This is a genomic window from Pseudomonas sp. SWRI68 (assembly GCF_014269165.1).
GTDB classification, from domain to species: Bacteria; Pseudomonadota; Gammaproteobacteria; order Pseudomonadales; family Pseudomonadaceae; genus Aquipseudomonas; species Aquipseudomonas capeferrum.
In genome coordinates this window covers 526147-546639 of record NZ_JABWRU010000002.1, presented here as the reverse complement: position 1 = coordinate 546639, position 20493 = coordinate 526147, and the positions used below count along the sequence as shown (strand labels likewise).

Below are 20493 nucleotides of genomic sequence, written 5' to 3'. Positions count from 1 at the left end.
CTTGCGAGGATCTACCATGTCGACCGCTACCCGCCTTGCCCAGGTCTTGCCGGCCAGTGCGCCGCAACCCCTGTACGAGTTCACCGATTCGCCGCTGCTGCAACGCCAGCAGCAACAGGAATCCAACGCCCGCAGCTACCCACGGCGCATTCCACTGGCGCTCAAGCGCGCCCGTGGCATCCATGTCGAGGATGTCGAAGGCCGCCAGTTCATCGACTGCCTGGCCGGCGCCGGCACTTTGGCCCTGGGCCATAACCACCCGGTGGTAATCGAGGCGATCCAGCAAGTGCTGGCCGACGAACTGCCGCTGCACACCCTCGACCTGACCACGCCGGTCAAGGACCGCTTTGTCCAGGACCTGTTCGGCGTACTGCCCGAGGCGCTGCGCCGGGAAGCCAAGGTGCAGTTCTGCGGCCCGACCGGCACCGATGCTGTTGAAGCGGCGCTCAAACTGGTGCGTGGCGCCACCGGCCGCAGCACCGTGCTGGCCTTCCAGGGCGCCTACCATGGCATGAGCCAGGGCGCGCTGAGCCTGATGGGCAGCCACGGGCCGAAACAGCCGCTGGGTGCCCTGCTGGGCAACGGGGTGCAGTTCATGCCGTACCCCTACGACTACCGTTGCCCGTTCGGCCTGGGGGGCGAAGCCGGGGTCAAGGCCAACCTGCATTACCTGGAGAACCTGCTGCTCGACCCTGAAAGCGGCGTGCCTCTGCCGGCAGCGGTGATCCTCGAAGTGGTGCAGGGCGAAGGTGGCGTGGTGCCCGCCGATATCGCGTGGCTCAAGGGCGTGCGACGGATCACCGAGCAAGCCGGCGTGGCGCTGATCGTCGACGAGATCCAGAGTGGCTTCGCCCGCACCGGGCGGATGTTCGCCTTCGAGCACGCCGGTATCGTGCCGGACGTGGTGACCTTGTCCAAGGCCATCGGCGGCAGCCTGCCGCTGGCGGTGGTGGTGTACCGCGACTGGCTGGACACCTGGAAGCCAGGCGCCCATGCCGGCACCTTCCGTGGCAACCAGATGGCCATGGCCGCAGGCTCGGCGGTGATCCATTACCTGGTCGAACATCGCCTGGCCGAGCACGCCGAGGCCATGGGCCAGCGCCTGCGCCAGCACTTGCTGCACCTGCAGCGGGATTATCCGCAGTTGGGCGATATCCGGGGCCGTGGGCTGATGCTCGGGGTAGAGCTGGTCGACCCGCACGGCCTACGCGATGCCCTGGGGCACCCTGTGGCCAACCGCGCGTTGGCGCCCAAGGTTCAGCGTGAATGCCTCAAGCGTGGCCTGATCCTGGAGTTGGGTGGGCGCCACGGTGCAGTGGTGCGCTTCCTGCCACCGCTGATTATCAGTGGCGAGCAGATCGACGAGGTGGCGCAGCGGTTTGCCGAGGCCCTGAAAGCAGCGGTCTGACACATGCCGGGGCCGCGTTGCGGCCCCGGCCAAGGTGGGGCCGTTGACACCCTGCAGCGTGAAAGGGCAGGCGGGTGGGGGTGGCCATGCGGGCGTACTCTTGCAAGCGGGTTTCTCTAGAAGCGAGCCGACGCCACCGCAAAGTAACCCCCGCAAGGGCGGCTACCAGCCGCGCCCGGAGTTCACCCAGAAGTTCACCGACAACGAGGTGGACACCGACTCCACCTGATGGAACCAGCCTTCTGGCAGGAACAACAGGTCACCGGCCTGCAGCACCACGCGCAGGAAGGGCACCTCGCGCGCCGCCGGGAAGCGTTGGTAGTCTGGCGCGTCGGGGTTGAAGTCACAGCCGTCCAGGCCCCCTTTGGGGCTGGTCGACCAGGTGCCCAGCGCTGCCCGATGGTGAGGTGCGGCGAGGATGAACGACTTCTGGCCCCAGACCTGGGCGAACAGGTTGTCGGTGTCGTCGCGATGCAGGGGCGTCAGGGTGCCCTTGGGGCCGATCCAGATACGGGGCGAGATGAAGCGCTGGCGCTCGAAGTAATCCGGAAAGCGGATCAGTGTCAGGAGTTTTTCCGGGACGATGTTGTTGCCCATGTAGGCCGGTGTCTCGCCAGGCTTGGCCGGTTTGTCCAGCGAAGCGATGAAGTCGGCCATGGAGGTCGAGCGGAAGTCGCGGTCGGTGGAGAAGGTTTTCTTGACGTAGTCACCATGCCGGGTAATGCCCTGCAGCTCGGCGAAATGCTCGAGCGAAGCCTCGCGGCCCATGCTGAACAGTGGCCAGTCCTGCAGGGCGTCGCCGAGTACCACAGGGGTGCCATGCAGCAGAAACTCGCTTTGAAAGCGCGACAGCGGCATGTCGGCCCGGGCTATGCGCAGCACCTCGCGCTGCACTGGCAGCGCCGCCGAAACCCGTTCGCTGAGGCGTGCCGGCGTGGGGTAGCGCTGGTTCATTGCCACCTTGGCCGGCGCCGCACCTTTGCGGGCGTTGTTGATGATCTGCGGCAGCAAGGTAGCCAGGCCCATGTTGCCGGTGATTTTCAGGCGTGCGCTGGCGAACAGTTCCTCGACATTGGCCGTGCCGCCCATGATGCCGAGGAAGTCGCGCTCGGCCACTTCGATGGTGACATCCGGGGTGCTGTGCCGGCCCGCGCCCGTGCGGCTGGTGTCGCGCACTTCCGACCAGAAGGCCCGGTCCTGGCCGAAGACGAACTGGAACACGCCTTCGATGCCGACGGCATGGGCGTTGGCGAACAGTTTGCTGAGGATGCTCTGAAGGTCCACGGTTAGCCTCTGACGGGGTTTCGTTGTGAAGGGATAACGAGTGTGTCCGTCGTCGATTTAGCCGTGCCTGCCGCTAATTTTCGCGGGGCCTTCTACGTTCCGTAGGGATAGCCGAGTCACATTGTTCAAGCAAGGATCCAACATGGCATTGCACCCTGATCTGGCGGGTTTTCTGGAGCTGGTCGAATTTGGCCGGTTGACGGGCAGAAGCCTGCCCATGCACGCGATGGACGTGGCCCAGGCCCGGGCGGAGTTCGAGGGCAGCTCGCAAGTGCTCGACCCCAGCCCGCCCGGCAGCCTGCAGGTGAGCGAGCTGAACGTCCCGGCGCGTGATGGCGCCAGCCTGCCAGCACGGCTGTACCGCGCGGACGACGCGGGCGGTGCTTTGCAGCCGGTTATTTTCTACCTGCACGGTGGCGGCTACGTTGTAGGCAGCCTCGACTCGCATGATTCGGTGTGCCGCCGTCTGGCAGCCATGGGCGCGTTCGCAGTGCTGGCGGCGGACTACCGACTGGCACCGGAACAGCCGTTTCCGGTGGCGCTGCACGATGTGCTGGATGCCGCCAACTGGCTGGCCGAACAGGCGCCAGCGCTGGGGCTGGACACTCGCCGAGTGGTGCTGGCGGGGGACAGCGTCGGCGCCAGCCTGGCTGCGGTACTGGCCATCACCGCGGTCGAACAGCCTGAGGCGTTGGCGTTCAAGCCGCTGGCACAGTTGCTGTTCTACCCGGTGACCGATATTTCCTGCCAGCGCGAGTCCCATCGCCAACATGCCGAGGGCTACCTGCTGGAAACGCCTACCCTGGAGTGGTTCTACCAGCACTATGCGCCGCAGCCAGAGCAGCGCCTGGACTGGCGCGTGTCGCCCTTGCTGTCGACGCTGCGCGCGCCGTTGGCGCCGGCTTATCTGTTCGTCGCCGAGTACGATCCGTTGCATGACGAAGGGATTGCCTACCGTGATTGGTTGGTGGCGGGCGGGACCGAGGTGACGTTTGCCCGGGTCGAGGGGCTGACCCATGACTTTTTGCGCATGTCGGGGATTGTTGGGCAGGTGGGCGATATCTACCAGGATGTGGGGCGTTGGCTGGAGGGGGTTGGGGATAAGGCTTGAGATTGCCGGGGGCGCTTTGCGCCCCTTCCTGCAGCTCAGCGCACCCGCCGTCCCAGCACATCGACTAGCCGGTCGATCTCGGCTTCTGTATTGAGCAACCCAGGCGCGGTACGCACCACCGGCCCGGCATCACGCGACACGGCATCGACGACAATGCGCTGGCTGTTCAGGTGCCCAGCCACGTCATCTGCCTCCTGACCCTTGACCCTGAAGAAGGTGAAACCTGCCGAGTAATGAGCACTACGGGGCGTCACCAGCTCGACCGCCTCAAGCGCCTCAAGGCGTTGCTTCAGGTAGTCGTTGAGCCCATGAATACGCGCCTGGACCTTCGCCTTACCCTGCTGCAGGTGCAGTTCGAACGCCTTGCCCAGCGCCCAGCGGTGCTCGAAGGCATGGTAGCCGCCGGGGGTCATCACGGTGGCGAAGTCTTCATTCTCGGAAAACGTGGCGATGGTCGGGTTCAGGTGCTTGAGCTCGGTGGAGGCCGCGCAGATGATCCCGGTGCCGCGTGGCCCGAACATCCACTTGTGGGTGCCAGCGATGAAGTAGTCGCAGTTCAGGTCGGCAAAGCGCATGTCCTCGACGCCGAAGCCATGCACGCCGTCGATCACATAGATAATTTGATCGCGCTCGTCGCGCTGCCGATTGACCTCGCGCACCAGTGCGCCGATCTCGCCGACAGGCAGCTTCACACCGCTGCCCGAATGCACCCAGGTCATGCCCAGCACGCGGGTCTTGGGGCTGATGGCCGCAGCGAGGGTGCCCAGTACCTGGTCAGTGCTGATCAACGCGGGGTTTTCGAACAGGCGCAACCTGCGCACCGGCGTGCCATCGCGCGCGGTGCGAAAGCCAAGGGTATGGCGCGCCGCCGAATGCTCGTGCACGGTGGTGAGGATCTCCTGCCCCGGCGCAAGCTTCAGGCCGCCATAGATCAGGCCCAGGCCTTCTGTGGTGCTGCCGGTCAGGGCGATCTGCCGAGGGTTCACTTCCAGGTAGCGGCCCGCCCACTCGCGCACGGCGGCTTCGTGCTTCCACTCCGACTGGCTGTCCCAGTCGACCATGCGTGCCGGGTGCCGGTCGAAGCTCGCGCGCAGGGCTTCGATGGCTTCGCGCACGGGCTTTGGGTGTGAGGTGATCAGGAAGTTGGCGAAGTGCGCGTACTCCGGGTCCAGCTCGAACAGGCTGCGAAAGCCTGCCCAGGCGTCGCCACCTGCAGCTGGCGAGGCGGCGTGTGCGCCCGGCAGCCACTGGCTGGCCAAGGGCAGGGCGGCGGCCAGGAGGCCTGCCTGCTTGAGAAAGGTACGGCGATGGTTCATGAAGGCACTCGCAGGCTTATCGGGACGAGGTGGTGGCGGGTTGTGCGGCGTGCTGCACCTGTTCCCACACGCGCAGGAAGTTGCCGCCCCAGAGCTTGGCGATATCGGCCTCGGAATAACCGCGGCTGATCAGCTCGGCGGTCACGTTGCGCGCTTCGCTGGCGTCGTGCCAGCCGTCGATGCCGCCGCCTTCGTTGAAGTCCGAGCTCAGGCCTACATGGTCGATGCCGACCTTGCGCACCGTGTAGTCGATGGCGTCGCCAAAGTCCTTGAGCGTGGCCGGTGGTTCTTCGTCGAGGATCCCGTATAGCGCGTTGGCGTACTGGCCCACTTTCTGTTCGGGCCAGCCGGCGATGACCGGGTCGCCCGGCATCAACGCGTAGTTGAGGTTGGCCAGTGGCGGCAGGTCGTAGCGGGCGCGCAGGTCGTTGAGTTTGCCCTGGGTCTTGGGGCTCAGCGGCTTGAGATAGGTTGAAAACGCCACCAGCTGGATCACGCCACCGCTGTCCTTGATCAGTTGCATCTCCTTGTCGGACAGGTTACGGGCGATATCGACCATGGCCCGCGGGGCCGAATGCGAAGCCACCACGGGCGCGCGGCTGAGGCTGATGGCCTGGGCCAGCGCCTTGCTCGACATCTGCGACACATCGATGATCACGCCCAGGTCGTTGAGCCGCTGCACGGCACGTTTGCCGACCGGCGAAAGGCCGTCCAGGGCATCGGCGGTGTCATTGAAGAACGGCAGCGGGCGCGAAGAGTCGGCCCAGCTGTTGTTGCCCACATAGCTGAAGCCGAACATGCGCACGCCGCGTGCGGCCCAGCGGTCCAGCTGATCAATGTCGTCGCCCAGGGCATAGGCATTGAGCATGCTGAGGAACACTGCGAACTTGCCCTCGCCATGCAGGCGCCGCATGTCTTGTGGGGTGTAGGCGATACCGACCTGCTCGGGGAAGTCGCGGACCATGGCGTCGATGGCGTTGTAGCGCACTTCCTGGGTGTGGCGCGCGGCTTCGACGAAGCCTGCGGTCGGCCGGTGCGGGCCATCGTCGCCGGTCCAGGATTCGGGCCAGGCGAAGATGGTCAGTGCGGCGCCGGACAACCGCCCGCGGGCGGCCTTGGCGAGGTCGAAGCGGCCGTTGCCGTCTTTGTCAGCCTCGCTGCCTTCGGTGCCGAAGGTCAGCGGCAGGGTGACATGGCTGTCGAACGAGATGATGCGTTCCTGCAGGTCGTTGGCCTGGCGCACCACTTCTCTGGAGTAGCCTGCCGGCGTTTTGAAGTAGTGCCAGGCGGCAAAACCGGCACCTGCGGTCACGGCCGCGGCCAGGCTGATAAACAGGGCTTTCTTCCAGCGTGGAGTCGTCATCTTGGTCTCAGTAGGTTCACCGTCGAGGGATGGGCACAGTGGCCGCCGCTACCTGGAGTGAACGAGCCTGCCGTGTGGAAATTTAGCCAGCCACGGCGGCTCGTCTGCGCCAGCAACGGTAAATTTTGCGCTGTGTACAACGTTCTAGCCTTGGACGGGCCGTGCTCCATGGCCGCAATCAATGCACAGGTAGTTGCAATGACGATTTCTCGACGTGGGTTCATCGCCGGTGTGGCATTGACGGGCGCGGTGGTGCCCGGTGCGTGGTATGCCCAGCGCCAATGGGCCGCCGAAGCGTTCCCGGAAACCCCCGGCGAGGCGGTCGTCGAACTGGCCGATACACCGTTGCAGCAGTTGGGTGACACCTTGCGCGGGATCTGGCGCTGGACCTTGCAGGGTAAGGACGCGGGCCTGCAAGGCTTGCCTGACGGCGAACTGGAGTTGTTCCTGGATGTTGCACCCAGTGGGCGGGCGCTGCGTGGTTATCTGGACACCCCCGAGCGTCTGCGCAGTGATGAACAGCCGCGCTACCGGGTGGTGGGCGACCTGCTGGCAGACAAACCAGGCACCTTGCGCTGGCGCTTGTTCTCGACCCAGCCAGGTGAAACGCAGGCCCGCTATGAATGCCATATCGTCATCGACGAGGTCTGGGGCCGCTTCGGCAATGCCGGGCCAGCGACCCTCAATGGGCGCATTGCGCAACTGGACCGTGCGCTGGCGTTGCCAGTGCAGGACAACCACTTTCTGGCGCTCAAGCACACCTTCCCCGAGGCGCGTGAGCGCACGCCACTGAGCCCGCAGTTGCTGGCCTGGCTGATCACCCCGGAGCACCGTCTGTTTCACCAGTTGTGGCATGCCTCGCGTGACAAATGGCACAAGCTGGACAAGGACAAACATGCCGCCCTGCGCGGCTTGGGCTGGCAGCCGGGGCCGCGTGAGCGGGAGCGTGACGCGCGTGGCCGGCACAAGGACCGCAACGGCTCGGGCGAAGACTTCTTTTTCATGCACCGGCATATGCTCGGCAGCGCGCGAGCCTTGCAGGACCTGCCTTCATGGGCGCGGTTTCCGCAGCCACAGCCGGAGCTTGAGCGCGACCGCGCAGGCTTCGCCCGCTATTTCGACAACCACGACGGCAATGCCTTGCCGCCCACCTGGCTGGCGAGCGGCGACGCGCAATACACCCAGTGGGTGCGCGACATCAAGAGCCCGGATACCTACCATGGCAACTTCCAGGTCTGGGAGTCGCGTTACAGTGACCCTGAATACCTGAGCACGTTGACCTTGGGCCAGTTCGGTTCGGAAGTGGAGCTGGGCCTGCATGACTGGCTGCACATGCGTTGGGCTTCGGTGCCGCGTGACCCTGGCAACGGCATGCCGGTGCCGACGGCGCGCACGCCTGACGATTTCGCCTTGCGCTGGTTCGCGGCGGAGAACGACTTTCTTGGCGACCCGTTTTCATCCCACGTGAACCCGGTGTTCTGGCAGTTTCATGGCTGGATCGACGACCGCATCGAGGACTGGTTTCGGGCCCATGAGCGGGTTCACCCCGGTGAGGTGCGGCGCCTTGAGATCAATGGTGTGCCTTGGTTTGCGCCAGGGCGCTGGGTTGAAGTGGCCGACCCTTGGTTGGGGCCTGATACGCACGGGTGCTCTACGGTGCCGGGGTTGCGGCCGGGGCGCAGTGTGGAGATGGACCCGGAAACGATGAAGCTGGCCTTGCGCATTATCTATAGTGATGAGGACCTGTTTGGCACGTTGCGGCCCAAGGTGCCACAGCGGCCTTGGTATGCGCGGAATCTGAAGGTGGGCGTGCGGGGGCGTTGATATCGGTTGGGGGTAGCCTCGGGGCGTAGGCGGTAATTTTGTAGCGCCCTACGCCCAGCTACTGCCCAACCTTCCACCCACCCCCCAACGCCTTGTACAGCGCCACACTCCCTTGCAACCGTGCCAGCCGTAACTGCGCCTGCTGATCTTGCGCCAGGTACAACGTGCGCTGGGTTTCCAGCACGCTGAGCAGGGTCTCGGCGCCTGCACCATAACGCTGCTGGGCCAGGTCAAAAGCCAGGCGCGCCTGCTGCACCTCCTCGTCCTGCCACTGGCGCTGGCGGTCCACGCCATGAATAGCGTTGAGCGCTTTTTCGACATCGGCGAAACCCGCCAGGATGCTGCCCCGGTAAGTCTCCAACAGTTCGACCTGTTCGGCTTCCGCCAGGTCGCGCGAGGCCCTTAACCGGCCGTTGTTGAAGACCGGCGCGACCAGCCCCGCAGTGAGGGTGTAGAACGAGCTGTCGAAGACACGCGCAAAGGTATTGGCGCCGCTGCCCAGATTGGCCCCCAGGGTCAGCTTCGGCAGCATGGCGGCCCTGGCCACCTGTACGTCGGCGCTTGCCGCTGCCAGCCGTGCTTCGGCTGCGGCGATGTCCGGGCGACGGCTTAGCAGCTCGCTGGGGATGCCACTGCCAATGGCTGGCCACTGCAGGGCATCGATCGCTTCACGGCTGGGCGGCAGGGCCTGGACCGGGTCGCCCAGCAGCGTGGCCAAGGTGACCTGGCTGTCTTGCCATTTCTGTTCAAGCAACGGCACCTGTCGCTCCTGGGCGGCCACCAGGCTGCGCTGCTGGGCCAGCTCCAGGCGCGTGGCCGAACCTGCGCGCTGGCGGGCTTCGACCAGGCCCAGTACATCACGCGCATTGCGCAGGTTGAGCCGGGCGATGTTCAACTGTTCTGCCAGGGCAAGGCCTTGCAGATAGCTGTCGGCCACGGCGCTGACCAGGGTCAGTTCGACGGTTTGCCGATCGAAGCGGCTGGCGTCGAGGCTGTGCATCGCGCTGGTGCGGGCGGCGCGCAGGCCGCCCCAGAAATCGATCTCGTAGCTGGCACTGAGTTTCAGGTCGAAGGAGGTACTGGTGCGCTCGTTGCTGCTGACGTCCAGCTGGTCGTTGCCTTTGCCATGCAACAGGCGTTGGCGGCTGCCATCCAGGCCCAGGTTCAGTTCGGGCAGCAACGGCGCGCCAGCGATAACAGCCTGGGCCTGGGCTTGGCGCACCCGTGCCGTGGCAGCCGCCAGGTCGTGGGCGTTGAGCCGGGCGCGCTCGACCAGGCGGTCCAGCTCGCTACTGGCGAATGCACGCCACCATTGTGCTGACGGCAGTTGGGCAGATGACGGCTCGACCTCGCCTTGCCAGGCTTGCGGTGCAGTGATGCCGCTTTCGGGAGTAGGGGGCGTGCTGCAAGCGGCGAGGCTCAGGCACAAGGTCAACAGGCTGATACGGCTTGGCAGAGTCATGGGTTATTCGCTGGTAAGGGCTTTGACCGGGTCGAGTCGGGCGGCCTTGCGGGCCGGCATGAAGCCGAACACGATGCCGGTGACGACAGCGCAGGCGAACGCGCCGAATATGGCAGGCAGGGCAAAGGCCACGGCGATCTCGGCCAGCATCAGGCCGCCGCCAATGGCCAGGGCCAGGACGATGCCGGCAATGCCGCCCACCATCGACAGCATCACGGCCTCGCTCAGAAACTGCCGCAGGATGTCGCGCTGACGCGCGCCGGTGGCCATGCGGATGCCAATTTCACGGGTGCGTTCGCGCACGGTCATGAGCATGATGTTCATCACTCCGATGCCACCCACCAGCAGTGAAATTGCGGCGATCGCCCCCAGCATCAGCGACAGGCTGTTCTGCGTGCGTGCTTCGGCCTGGATCAATGCTGCATCGTTGGTCAGCTCGAAGTCCTGACGGCCTTGGTGGCGCTGGCGCAGCAGCTGATCGATGGCCGCTTCGGCTTCGTTGACCCGTGTGGAGTCGAGGGCGGCAACGGTGATGTAGTCCGGGTCACGCTGGCCAAACAGGCGGATCGCCGCGGCGGAGTAGGGCACCGCGATGCGCCCGTCGCTGTCCTGGTCGCCGGAACTGGCGCCCTTGCCGGCGAGGATGCCGACGACCTGGAACGGCACGTTGCCAATCAGGATGTACTGCCCCAACGGGTCGCGCCCGGGGTCGAGCATCTTTTCCCGGACCTTTTGGCCGATCACTGCCACGGCCGCCGCATTGGCTTCGTCGGCCTCGGTGTAGAAGGCGCCCTCGACCGCTGGCCAGTTGAAGATCTCCGGGAACCAGGTGTTGTTGCCGCCGACATAGAACTGCTGGCTGTTGTTGCCGTGGCGCACCATCATCTTCTCGCCGATCACAGGCATGACGTGTTTGACCTGGGGCAGTTCGCCGATGGCGGCGACGTCGTCGAGGGTGATGGTGCCGGCCTGCTCGCCAAGCGTTGCCGGCTTGCCGTTGAGGTAGAGGATGTTCGAGCCGAATGCCGCCATTTGCGCCATGACCTGACGCTTGCTGCCTTCGCCGACGGCCAGCATGACCACCACCGAGGCCACCCCGATGACAATGCCGAGCAGCGTCAATGCGGTGCGAAAGCGGTTGACCCACATCACCCGCCAGGCCGCCTGCAGGGCTTCGATCAGTTCACCTTTCCATGCCCCGCGCAGGGTCGCGCCGCGGTCCAGGCGCTGGCGCAGGTCGTCGGCCTGCAGCCCTTGGTCGGTGTTGACGGGGGTATGCTCGGCGGCCGAATCGCTGATGATCAGGCCATCACGTATTTCGATGACCCGTTGCGCCCGCGCCGCCACTTCGCGGTCGTGGGTGATCAGGATGATTACATGGCCCTGGCTGGCCAGTTCGTCGAGCAGCGCCATGACTTCGGTGCCGCTGTGGCTGTCGAGCGCGCCGGTGGGTTCGTCGGCGAGGATGATGTGGCCGCCGTTCATCAGCGCCCGGGCAATTGACACCCGTTGTTGCTGGCCGCCGGACAACTGGTGCGGGCGGTTGCCGGTGCGGCTTGCCAGGCCAAGGCGGGTGAGCAGGGCGGTTGCGCGCGCGTGGCGCTCACTGGCGGCGATGCCGGCGTAAATGGCCGGCATCTCGACGTTCTCCTGCGCCGAGCCCGAGGGGATCAGGTGGTAGCCCTGGAACACGAAGCCAAAGGCTTCGCGGCGCAACCAGGCCAGCTCGTCGCTGTCCAGCTCGGCCACGTCCTTGCCGGCAAAGTGATAACTGCCGGCGGTTGGCCGGTCGAGGCAGCCGAGGATGTTCATCAGCGTCGATTTGCCTGAACCGGATGCGCCGACGATGGCGACGAATTCGCCAGGGTGAATGCTCAGGCTGATGCCCTGGAGGATGTCGACCTTGGGGGTATCGACGCCGCCGTAGGACTTGCGGATGTCGATCAGTTCGATCAGGGGCGTCGTCATTCAACCTCCGCTGACGCTGGGGGCGCCGATGACCAGGCGTTCGCCTTCGCTGAGGCCGTCGAGCACCTGCACCCGCAGGCGGTCGCTCAGGCCGGTACGCACCTGGCGCTGTTCCACTTCGCCTTTGCTGTTGAGTACCCGGGCGAGGCGCAGGCCTTCGCTGTCGTCCAGCGCCGCAAGTGGCACGGTCAGCACCTGGCTGGCCTGGCCTGCGACAAAGAACACCTGGGTGGTCATCTCGGCCATCAGGGCGCCGTCCGGGTTGTCGACGTCCAGCAGCACGGTGTACTGCACCACTTGGCTGCCGGTGGTGCCATTGACGGCGCTGGCCGGGCTGCCACCGCCCTGGCTGGTCTGGTCCAGCGGCTTGGGCGGGATTGGCAGAATCTGCCGCACCGTGCTGGTCCAGCGGCGTTTGCCGCCGGCCAGGGTGGTGAAGTAGGCGGTCATGCCGGGTTTGACCTTGCCGATGTCGGCTTCCGATACCTGGGCCCAGACGGTCATGGGCGAAAGCTTGGCGATGCGCAGGATCAACGGCGTCTGCTGTTGCGCGTTGAGGGTCTGGCCTTCACGGGCATCGACCGCCACCACGGTGCCGTCCATGGGCGCATAGATCCGCGTATAGCCCAGCTCCGCCTCGTCACTGCGCAGGTTGGCCTGGGCCTGGCGGATCTGCGCCTGGAACATTTCGATGCGTGCCTGGGTCACCTTGAGTTGGGCATCGGCGGCCTGGACGTCTTCGTCGCGGGTTGCCCCGGCGGCGGCCAGGTCGCGCTGACGCTTGAGCTGCTGCTTGGCCAGTTGAAACTGTGCGCGCTGCTCGGCCAGTTGGGCCTTGAGGTTGTCGATCGAATAGCGCCCGGCGTCGAGCCTGGCTTGCTGGGTGGAGGGGTCGATCTCGACCAGCAACTGGCCTTTGCGCACCGGGTCGCCGGCTTCGACGTGCAATTTATGGATCTGCCCGGAAGCCTGGGCACCCACGTCGACGTAGCGCCGCGGCTGCAGGGTGCCCAAGGCGGTGACGCTGCTTTCGATGTCGGTGCGGGTGACGGCGACCGTGCTGAACGGTTGCGCGCCGAAGGGCAGGGTCTTCCAGGCCAGCAAGCTGCCCAGGCTTAGCAGGGCCAAGCCACCGAGCAGTATCCGACGGCGGGTGTGGGGTAAACGTCTCATGCAGACTTCCAGCCAGGGGTGATGGCCACGCACAGCCAAGAAAGCGGCGCGCACTGAGGTCCCAGTTAGACGAAGGCTGACGGTGCGGATTTAGCGTGATCGGAGGGGAGGATGCCGTGTTGCTGAGAATAATTATAGTTTGTACTATCGCACGTTGACATCACTCAGTCCCGCGTAGCTGCCCGAAACGGCTTTCTGGCAAAGGCAGGCAGGACGACCTCAGGTAACGTCGTGGAACATTACTATCGCGAACTGGTGGGCTTCCTCTCCGCGCGCCTGGGCAGTCGTCAGGCTGCCGAAGACGTCGCGCACGATGCCTATCTGCGGGTACTGGAACGTACCGATGCCGAACGGATCGAGCATCCGCGTGCCTTTCTCTACCGCACAGCGCTCAACCTGGTGGTCGATCGTCACCGGCGCCACCAGGTGCGTCAGGCCGAACCGCTGGAGGTGCTCGACAGCGACGAGCGCTGGCACAGCCCGGCACTCACCCACGACATGCAGCTCGACCAGCGCCTGGCGCTGATGCAGCGCGCCCTGGATGAGCTGGGCAAGGTTTGTCGCGACTGCTTCCTGCTGCGCAAGCTCGATGGCCTGTCGCATCAGCAGATTGCCGAGCATCTGGGGGTGTCTCGCAGTGTGGTTGAAAAGCACATCGTCAATGCCATGAAGCACTGCCGTGTGCGCATGCGCGAGTGGGAATCCTGAAAACGGGTGAAAGGCGGATGAAAATTCCGTCACCCCGTCACTTGATTTCTGCGGGTTTCCCGACAACTATCAAGAGAGACCCCAGCCAGGCATAGCTTTGGCGATTGCCGTTACTGGCGCAGTATGGTCAGGGAGTGTCCCTTTTCACCTACTGCCCAGGTCCGACAATGGCAAACAAGACCCTGCGCATCCTCATCGCCGACGAGCACCCTTGCCAGCGTTTGCAGCTGGAGAAACTGCTCAATGGCCTTGGCTATTACCGGATTGCACCCGTGGACAGCTTCGAGGAGCTGCAGCGCCTGGTGCAGTGCGCCTTGCAGCCCTTTCACCTGCTGTTGGGCAACATCGAGCTGGCCAGCCATGTTGGCGTCGACCTGGCGCGCTTCTGCCGGGTCAGCACGCAGATCCAGCATGCCCTGCTTTATCACTCCTCGCAGTTGAAAGTGCCCGCCGTGCCGCAGACCGAACGCCAGTCCGTCAGCCTGAGCCTGCCGCAGGCGCCGGATAACGAGGCGCTCGAGTCGTTCATGGCGATCATCGACGCGCCGCTGCTGGTCGGCAAGCTGCCACTGCCTGTGGCAGCTCCGGCCAGCACACTGCGCCCGCGGGTGAACTTCGCGCAGACGGTGTTCAGCCGCTAGCGCCAAGGCGGGCGGGGCAAGGCAGGTATTTGCTATCCTCTTGCCCTTTGCCGATCTGCGGACCCTGCCATGACTGCCATCGATACCGCTCGCCCGCCCCGGTTCAGCCGTGGCGACCACCGGACCCTGGGCCTGGCGGCGCTGGGTGGCGCGCTGGAAATCTACGATTTCATCATCTTCGTGTTCTTCGCCCTGACCCTGAGCAAGTTGTTCTTCCCGCCGGAAATGCCCGAATGGCTGCGCCTGCTGCAAAGCTTCGGGATATTCGTGACGGGCTACCTGGCGCGGCCGCTGGGGGGCATCGTCATGGCGCATTTCGCCGATCACTTGGGGCGCAAGCGGGTGTTCAGCCTGAGCATCCTGATGATGGCCCTGCCGTGCCTGCTGATCGGCGTGATGCCAACCTATGCCGACATCGGCTACGCGGCGCCACTGATTTTGCTGGCACTGCGCATTCTGCAGGGGGCTGCGGTCGGCGGGGAGGTGCCAAGCGCCTGGACGTTCGTTGCCGAGCACGCGCCGCAAGGTCGGCGCGGTTATGCCTTGGGTTTCCTGCAAGCCGGGTTGACCTTTGGCTACCTGCTGGGGGCGCTGACCGCGACCTTGTTGGCCCAGGCGTTTACCGCGCAGGAAATTCTCGATTACGCCTGGCGTTACCCCTTCCTGCTCGGGGGGGTATTTGGTGTGATCGGCGTGTGGTTGCGCCGCTGGCTAAGTGAAACACCGGTGTTCATGGCCTTGCGCGAGCGTAAGGAACAACCCGTGGCGTTCCCCCTGCGGCGGGTGCTGGGCGAGCATCGTGGGGCGTTGCTCCCGGCAGCGCTGCTGACCTGCGTGCTGACGTCGGCAGTGGTGGTGTTGGTGGTGATCACGCCGACGGTGATGCAGCAGCGCTTCGGCATGACCGCTGCGCACACCTTTGCCTTGAGCAGCGTAGGTATCGTGTTCCTGAATATCGGCTGTGTGCTGGCCGGGCTGCTGGTCGATCGCCTGGGCGCCTGGCGTGCGCTGATGATCTACAGCCTGCTGCTGCCGCTGGGTATCGGGGCGTTGTATGCGAGCCTGGTGGGGCAGTGGGGCACGACCTGGCTGGCCTATGCGCTGGCGGGGCTGTGCTGCGGCGTGGTGGGCGTGGTGCCGTCGGTGATGGTCGGGCTGTTCCCGGCGCAGATCCGGGTTTCGGGCATCTCCTTCACCTACAACATTGCCTATGCCCTGTGGGCGAGTACCACACCCTTGGCGCTGATCGCTCTGATGCCGTGGAGCCCGTGGGTGTGTGTCGGCTTTTGTCTGATCATGGGCGCGGTGGGGCTGCTCACGGCCCTGTATTTCGGGCGTCGTGAGCCTTTGGCGTTTGCGGCGGAGCGGATGCCAATCATGTGTGGTGACAAATGAGGCATTAGAGGCAGGTGGGGGGTGGGGCAGACTTCCAGGTGGGGGCTATTGGAATAACCTATTAGCCAAATTTAACCTGGAAGGTTAAATTCTCATGGAAAAGAGAACGCCTCATTGCCCGCTGGAGCGGATAAAAGCCCTGACTGCGGCAAGGCGCGTCAGCCCTACGGGCACTGCATTAAGAGATGCTAAGGCGCTAGGAATGGATTTTCCGGGCATGCTTGAGGTAATCACTAGCGTGAAGCGCACTGATTTCTACAAAAGCATGACCAGCCATATTGATCACCGGGTTTGGCAGGACGTGTACCGCCCGTTTACAGCGGTTGGCTACGTTTACCTGAAAGTGTCCGTGGTCAACGACGTGCTTATCGTGCCCTTCAAGGAGTTGTAATCATGAGATGTCCAATTTGCGGGGGTGCCGAGCTTGCACCTGACACTCAGGGCATGCCTTATCGCTACAAGGGAGAGACGACCCTGATCCCGGACGTAAGTGGCGATTATTGTTCCGCATGCGGTGAGTGCGTGCTGAGCCATGATCAAGCCATGCGTGTCAGCGATCTGATGACGGCATTCGAGCGCCAAGTCAATGCAACTGTAGTGGACCCTTCTTTCATTGCCTCCATCCGCAGGAAGTTCGACCTCGATCAGCGGCAAGCGGGGGAAATTTTTGGTGGCGGGGTCAATGCGTTCTCCCGTTATGAAAATGGCAAGACCACGCCACCCGTGGCGCTGGTAAAGCTGCTGAAGCTACTGGATCGCCACCCCGAACTGTTCGAGGAAGTGCGTACAGCCTGATGCGAGCAGGCAACAAAAAGCCCCTGACTCCACGGAGGCAGGGGCTTTTGTTGCTGCAGGGGCATGGCCTTACATGTTCGGGTAGTTCGGCCCGCCGGCGCCTTCAGGGGTAACCCAGGTGATGTTCTGGGCCGGGTCCTTGATGTCGCAGGTCTTGCAGTGCACGCAGTTCTGCGCGTTGATCTGGAAGCGCTTGCTGCCGTCTTCCTGGCTGACCACTTCGTACACGCCGGCCGGGCAGTAGCGTTGGGCCGGCTCGTCGTACAGTGGCAGGTTGCTGGCGATCGGCACGTTCGGGTCGGTCAGCTTCAGGTGGCAGGGTTGTTCCTCTTCATGGTTGGTGCTGGAGAGGAATACCGAGCTGAGCTTGTCGAAGCTGAGCTTGCCGTCTGGTTTCGGGTAGTCGATTTTTTTCGAATCGGCCGCGAGCTTGAGGCAGGCGTAATCCGGCTTGGTGTCGTGCAAGGTGAACGGCAGCTTGCCGCCGAACCAGTTCTGGTCGACATAGTTGAAGGCTGCGCCGAACAACGGGCCGAACTTGTGCATGGCCGGGCCGAAGTTGCGGCTGGCGAACAGCTCTTCATGCAGCCAGCTGGCCTTGAAGGCGTCGACATAGGTAGTGAGTGCGTCGCCACCCTCGCTGCCGGCAATCAACGCGTCGGCCACTGCGTCGGCGGCGAGCATGCCAGACTTCATCGCCGTGTGGCTGCCCTTGATCTTGGCCACGTTCATGGTGCCCAGGTCGCAACCGATCAGCGCGCCACCGTTGAAGACCATCTTCGGCAGCGAGTTGATCCCGCCCTTGGCCAGGGCGCGGGCGCCGTAGCTGATGCGCTTGCCGCCTTCGAGGTACTGGCTGATCACCGGGTGGTGCTTGAGGCGCTGGAACTCGTCGAACGGTGACAGGTACGGGTTGGCATAGGACAGGTCGACGATCAGGCCGACCACCACCTGGTTGTTTTCCAGGTGATACAAGAACGAGCCACCGGTGTTCTCGGTGCTCACCACGTCCAGCGGCCAGCCGGCAGTGTGTACCACCAGGCCCTGTTCGTGCTTGCTCGGGTCGATTTCCCAGATTTCCTTGAGGCCGATGCCGTAATGCTGGACGTCGGCTTCACTGTCGAGGTTGAAGTGCTTGATCAGCTGCTTGCCGATGTGCCCACGGCAGCCTTCGGCGAACAGCGTGTACTTGGCGCGCAGTTCCATGCCAGGGGTGTACAGGCCGTCTTTCGGGTTGCCTTCGCGGTCGACACCCAGGTCGCCGGTGACGATACCGCGCACCACGCCGTTTTCATCGAATAGCGCTTCCTGGGCAGCGAAACCTGGGTAGATCTCCACGCCCAGGTTCTCGGCCTGCTGGGCCAGCCAGCGGCACAGGTTGCCCAGCGAGATGATGTAGTTGCCCTCGTTGTGCATGGTCTTGGGCACGAACAGGTCCGGGACCTTGATCGAGCTGCCGCCATCCTTGAGCACGTAGATGTCGTCGCGCTTTACCGCAGTGTTGAGCGGTGCGCCGAGTTCTTTCCAGTCGGGGAACAACTCGTTCAGTGCGCGCGGTTCGAATACCGCGCCGGAGAGGATGTGGGCACCGACTTCAGAGCCTTTCTCGACCACGCAGACGCTGATCTCGCTACCGGCTTCGGCGGCCTTCTGCTTCAGGCGGCAGGCGGCGGACAGCCCCGCCGGGCCGGCGCCGACGATGACCACGTCGAATTCCATGTATTCGCGTTCCACTGGTTCTCTCCTACTCATCAAGGCTCGTGCTGTTGCTTGGTCTTATGGGTGTGGGGTGATCATGCGCACCGCGCTTCACGGGCGCGGAGCTGTAGCAGCGCAGAGGATGGACTACACCGTTTTGTCTTGGCCGCGCATTATATCTACACCACTTGGCGGGTCCAATACAAACGTTTGTTTGAATTTGCCGCAGGCCAGTAAAATCACAGGAGTGCGGCTGGAGGGTGACCGATTTGCCGTATTGACCGGATTGGGTGTTGCGGTCAAGATACGAGCGGTTTTACGTTCGCCGTAGGCTTGTCGCCGGGCGCAGGTACACCTCTAAAAACCAGGTGTGGAGTAAGGCTTTGCGGCCAATTCACGGTTTGTAGTGGAGTTTACACGCCACCACAGAAAATGACCCGCGGGTATTTGCCGCAAGCGTCATGACAAGACTGCTCGGTCACCTTGAAGTTTGCTCTACCCGGTACGTTTTTAGAGGTGCCCTTGTACCCACGCGCATCGCCGGGCATGTCCCCAGGCGACTTTCTATTCACCGGAGAGTAACGAGGAATCCATGAAGGTTCTTGTAGCTGTCAAACGAGTGGTCGACTACAACGTCAAGGTTCGCGTCAAAGCGGACAACTCCGGCGTCGACCTTGCAAACGTCAAGATGTCCATGAACCCCTTCTGCGAAATCGCCGTTGAGGAAGCCGTACGCCTGAAAGAAAAGGGTATTGCGACCGAGATCGTCGTGGTTTCCGTCGGCCCGACCACCGCCCAGGAGCAACTGCGTACCGCCCTGGCCCTGGGTGCCGATCGCGCCATCCTGGTAGAAGCCGCTGACGAACTGAACTCCCTGGCCGTGGCCAAGGCGCTCAAGGCTATCGTCGACAAAGAGCAGCCACAGCTGGTCATCCTCGGCAAGCAGGCCATCGACAGCGACAACAACCAGACCGGCCAGATGCTGGCCGCGCTGACCGGTTACGCCCAGGGTACCTTCGCCTCCAAGGTGGAAGTCGCTGGCGACAAGCTGAACGTCACCCGTGAAATCGATGGCGGCCTGCAGACCGTATCGCTGAACCTGCCAGCGATCGTCACCACCGACCTGCGCCTGAACGAGCCGCGCTACGCGTCGCTGCCGAACATCATGAAGGCCAAGAAAAAGCCGCTGGAAACCGTCACGCCAGACGCGCTGGGCGTTTCCCTGGCCTCCACCAACAAGACCCTCAAGGTCGAAGCGCCTGCTGCACGCAGCGCGGGTATCAAGGTCAAGTCGGTGGCAGAACTGGTCGAGAAACTGAAGAACGAGGCGAAGGTAATCTAAATGACTATCCTGGTTATCGCTGAATACGAAAACGGCGCCGTGGCCCCGGCCACCCTGAACACTGTCGCCGCTGCCACCAAAATCGGTGGTGATGTACACGTGCTGGTCGCAGGCCAGAACGTCGGTGGTGTCGCCGAAGCCGCTGCCAAGATCGCCGGTGTTGCCAAGGTGCTGGTGGCTGACAACGCCGCCTATGCCCATCTGCTGCCAGAAAACGCAGCGCCGCTGATCGTCGAGCTGGCCAAGGGCTATAGCCACGTGCTGGCCCCGGCCACCACCAACGGCAAGAACATCCTGCCGCGCGTTGCCGCACTGCTGGACGTCGACCAGATCTCCGAGATCATCGCGGTCGAATCGGCCGACACCTTCAAGCGCCCGATCTACGCCGGTAACGCCATTGCCACTGTGCAATCCAGCGCTGCGGTCAAGGTCATCACCGTGCGTACCACCGGTTTCGACGCAGTCGCGGCCGAAGGCGGTTCTGCCTCGGTTGAAACCGTCGCTGCCGCCCATGACGCTGGCAAGTCGTCCTTCGTGGGTGAAGAGCTGGCCAAGTCCGACCGCCCAGAGCTGACTGCAGCCAAGATCGTCGTTTCCGGCGGCCGTGGCATGGGCAACGGCGACAACTTCAAGCACCTGTACAGCCTCGCCGACAAGCTCGGCGCTGCTGTGGGCGCCTCGCGCGCTGCGGTCGACGCAGGTTTTGTGCCCAACGACATGCAGGTCGGCCAGACCGGCAAGATCGTCGCACCGCAGCTGTACATCGCCGTCGGTATCTCCGGCGCGATCCAGCACCTGGCGGGCATGAAAGACTCCAAAGTGATCGTTGCGATCAACAAGGACGAAGAAGCGCCGATCTTCCAGGTTGCCGATTACGGCCTGGTCGCTGACCTGTTCGAAGCGGTTCCGGAGCTGGAAAAGCTGGTCTGATCCGCCTGCTTCACTTATAAAGAAGCCCGGCCCTCGTACTGAGGGCCGGGTTTTTTTATGGATTTCAGTGTCACA

The 20493-nt window shown here is 63.9% G+C and carries 17 protein-coding genes; 10 read left to right on the top strand and 7 right to left on the bottom strand.

Going from position 1 to position 20493, the window contains the following annotated elements; genetic code table 11:
* The first annotated feature begins 16 nt into the window (after positions 1 to 16).
* Positions 17 to 1408 (top strand): aspartate aminotransferase family protein, encoded by a 1392-nt coding sequence (locus tag HU770_RS06065; protein WP_186657204.1) that lies wholly within the window; start codon positions 17 to 19, stop codon positions 1406 to 1408.
* Positions 1409 to 1570: 162 nt separating this feature from the next.
* Here the strand turns inward: HU770_RS06065 and HU770_RS06060 are convergent, their stop codons facing one another.
* A complete protein-coding gene (locus tag HU770_RS06060) occupies positions 1571 to 2692 on the bottom strand; it encodes a cupin-like domain-containing protein (protein WP_186657206.1) in 1122 nt (373 codons plus the stop codon).
* A gap of 142 nt (positions 2693 to 2834) precedes the next feature.
* Here HU770_RS06060 and HU770_RS06055 point away from each other — a divergent pair, with 142 nt between their 5' ends.
* Positions 2835 to 3803, top strand: a complete 969-nt coding sequence (locus tag HU770_RS06055) for an alpha/beta hydrolase (RefSeq protein WP_186663298.1) — start codon at positions 2835 to 2837, stop codon at positions 3801 to 3803.
* 35 nt (positions 3804 to 3838) lie between these two features.
* On the opposite strand, the gene HU770_RS06050 is transcribed toward HU770_RS06055, so the two are convergent.
* Positions 3839 to 5119 carry an aminotransferase class V-fold PLP-dependent enzyme gene (locus HU770_RS06050; RefSeq protein WP_186663296.1) on the bottom strand — a complete coding sequence of 427 codons (1281 nt, stop codon included), beginning with the start codon at positions 5117 to 5119 and terminating at the stop codon, positions 3839 to 3841.
* A 16-nt stretch (positions 5120 to 5135) separates the two neighbouring features.
* Positions 5136 to 6482, bottom strand: coding sequence for a dipeptidase (locus HU770_RS06045; RefSeq protein ID WP_186663294.1), 1347 nt, complete (start codon positions 6480 to 6482; stop codon positions 5136 to 5138).
* Positions 6483 to 6680: 198 nt separating this feature from the next.
* On the opposite strand from HU770_RS06045, the gene HU770_RS06040 reads away from it, so the two are divergent.
* Positions 6681 to 8306 carry a PvdJ/PvdD/PvdP-like protein gene (locus tag HU770_RS06040; RefSeq protein ID WP_186663293.1) on the top strand — a complete coding sequence of 542 codons (1626 nt, stop codon included), beginning with the start codon at positions 6681 to 6683 and terminating at the stop codon, positions 8304 to 8306.
* A 58-nt stretch (positions 8307 to 8364) separates the two neighbouring features.
* Here HU770_RS06040 and HU770_RS06035 read toward each other — a convergent pair whose 3' ends face one another.
* From HU770_RS06035 to HU770_RS06025, 3 genes are read right to left on the bottom strand one after another with little or no spacing between them, the layout of a single operon-like run.
* Entirely contained in the window at positions 8365 to 9768 is a 1404-nt protein-coding gene (locus HU770_RS06035; protein ID WP_186663291.1) for an efflux transporter outer membrane subunit, read from the bottom strand.
* A gap of 3 nt (positions 9769 to 9771) precedes the next feature.
* Entirely contained in the window at positions 9772 to 11736 is a 1965-nt protein-coding gene (locus tag HU770_RS06030) for a MacB family efflux pump subunit (protein WP_033699307.1), read from the bottom strand.
* Positions 11737 to 12909, bottom strand: a complete 1173-nt coding sequence (locus HU770_RS06025) for an efflux RND transporter periplasmic adaptor subunit (protein WP_186663289.1) — start codon at positions 12907 to 12909, stop codon at positions 11737 to 11739.
* A gap of 231 nt (positions 12910 to 13140) precedes the next feature.
* Between HU770_RS06025 and HU770_RS06020 the strand changes: the two genes are divergently transcribed.
* From HU770_RS06020 to HU770_RS06000, 5 genes are all read left to right on the top strand, one after another.
* Positions 13141 to 13617: a sigma-70 family RNA polymerase sigma factor gene (locus HU770_RS06020; RefSeq protein WP_033699303.1), complete on the top strand. Its 477-nt coding sequence runs from the start codon at positions 13141 to 13143 to the stop codon at positions 13615 to 13617.
* 167 nt (positions 13618 to 13784) lie between these two features.
* Complete coding sequence (locus HU770_RS06015) at positions 13785 to 14258, top strand: response regulator (protein ID WP_033699301.1); 474 nt, start codon at positions 13785 to 13787, stop codon at positions 14256 to 14258.
* A 69-nt stretch (positions 14259 to 14327) separates the two neighbouring features.
* Entirely contained in the window at positions 14328 to 15653 is a 1326-nt protein-coding gene (locus HU770_RS06010) for an MFS transporter (RefSeq protein ID WP_156310931.1), read from the top strand.
* 94 nt (positions 15654 to 15747) lie between these two features.
* Positions 15748 to 16044: a type II toxin-antitoxin system MqsR family toxin gene (locus tag HU770_RS06005; protein ID WP_186663287.1), complete on the top strand. Its 297-nt coding sequence runs from the start codon at positions 15748 to 15750 to the stop codon at positions 16042 to 16044.
* Between the two features lie 2 nt (positions 16045 to 16046).
* Positions 16047 to 16448, top strand: a complete 402-nt coding sequence (locus tag HU770_RS06000) for a type II TA system antitoxin MqsA family protein (RefSeq protein ID WP_033699296.1) — start codon at positions 16047 to 16049, stop codon at positions 16446 to 16448.
* Between the two features lie 69 nt (positions 16449 to 16517).
* On the opposite strand, the gene HU770_RS05995 is transcribed toward HU770_RS06000, so the two are convergent.
* Positions 16518 to 18200, bottom strand: coding sequence for an electron transfer flavoprotein-ubiquinone oxidoreductase (locus HU770_RS05995; RefSeq protein ID WP_186663286.1), 1683 nt, complete (start codon positions 18198 to 18200; stop codon positions 16518 to 16520).
* A gap of 538 nt (positions 18201 to 18738) precedes the next feature.
* On the opposite strand from HU770_RS05995, the gene HU770_RS05990 reads away from it, so the two are divergent.
* Both HU770_RS05990 and HU770_RS05985 read left to right on the top strand, forming a co-directional pair.
* On the top strand, positions 18739 to 19488 hold the full coding sequence (locus HU770_RS05990; RefSeq protein ID WP_033699291.1) for an electron transfer flavoprotein subunit beta/FixA family protein: 750 nt from the start codon (positions 18739 to 18741) through the stop codon (positions 19486 to 19488).
* Positions 19489 to 20418 (top strand): FAD-binding protein, encoded by a 930-nt coding sequence (locus tag HU770_RS05985; RefSeq protein ID WP_186663284.1) that lies wholly within the window; start codon positions 19489 to 19491, stop codon positions 20416 to 20418.
* The last annotated feature ends 75 nt before the right edge of the window (positions 20419 to 20493 follow it).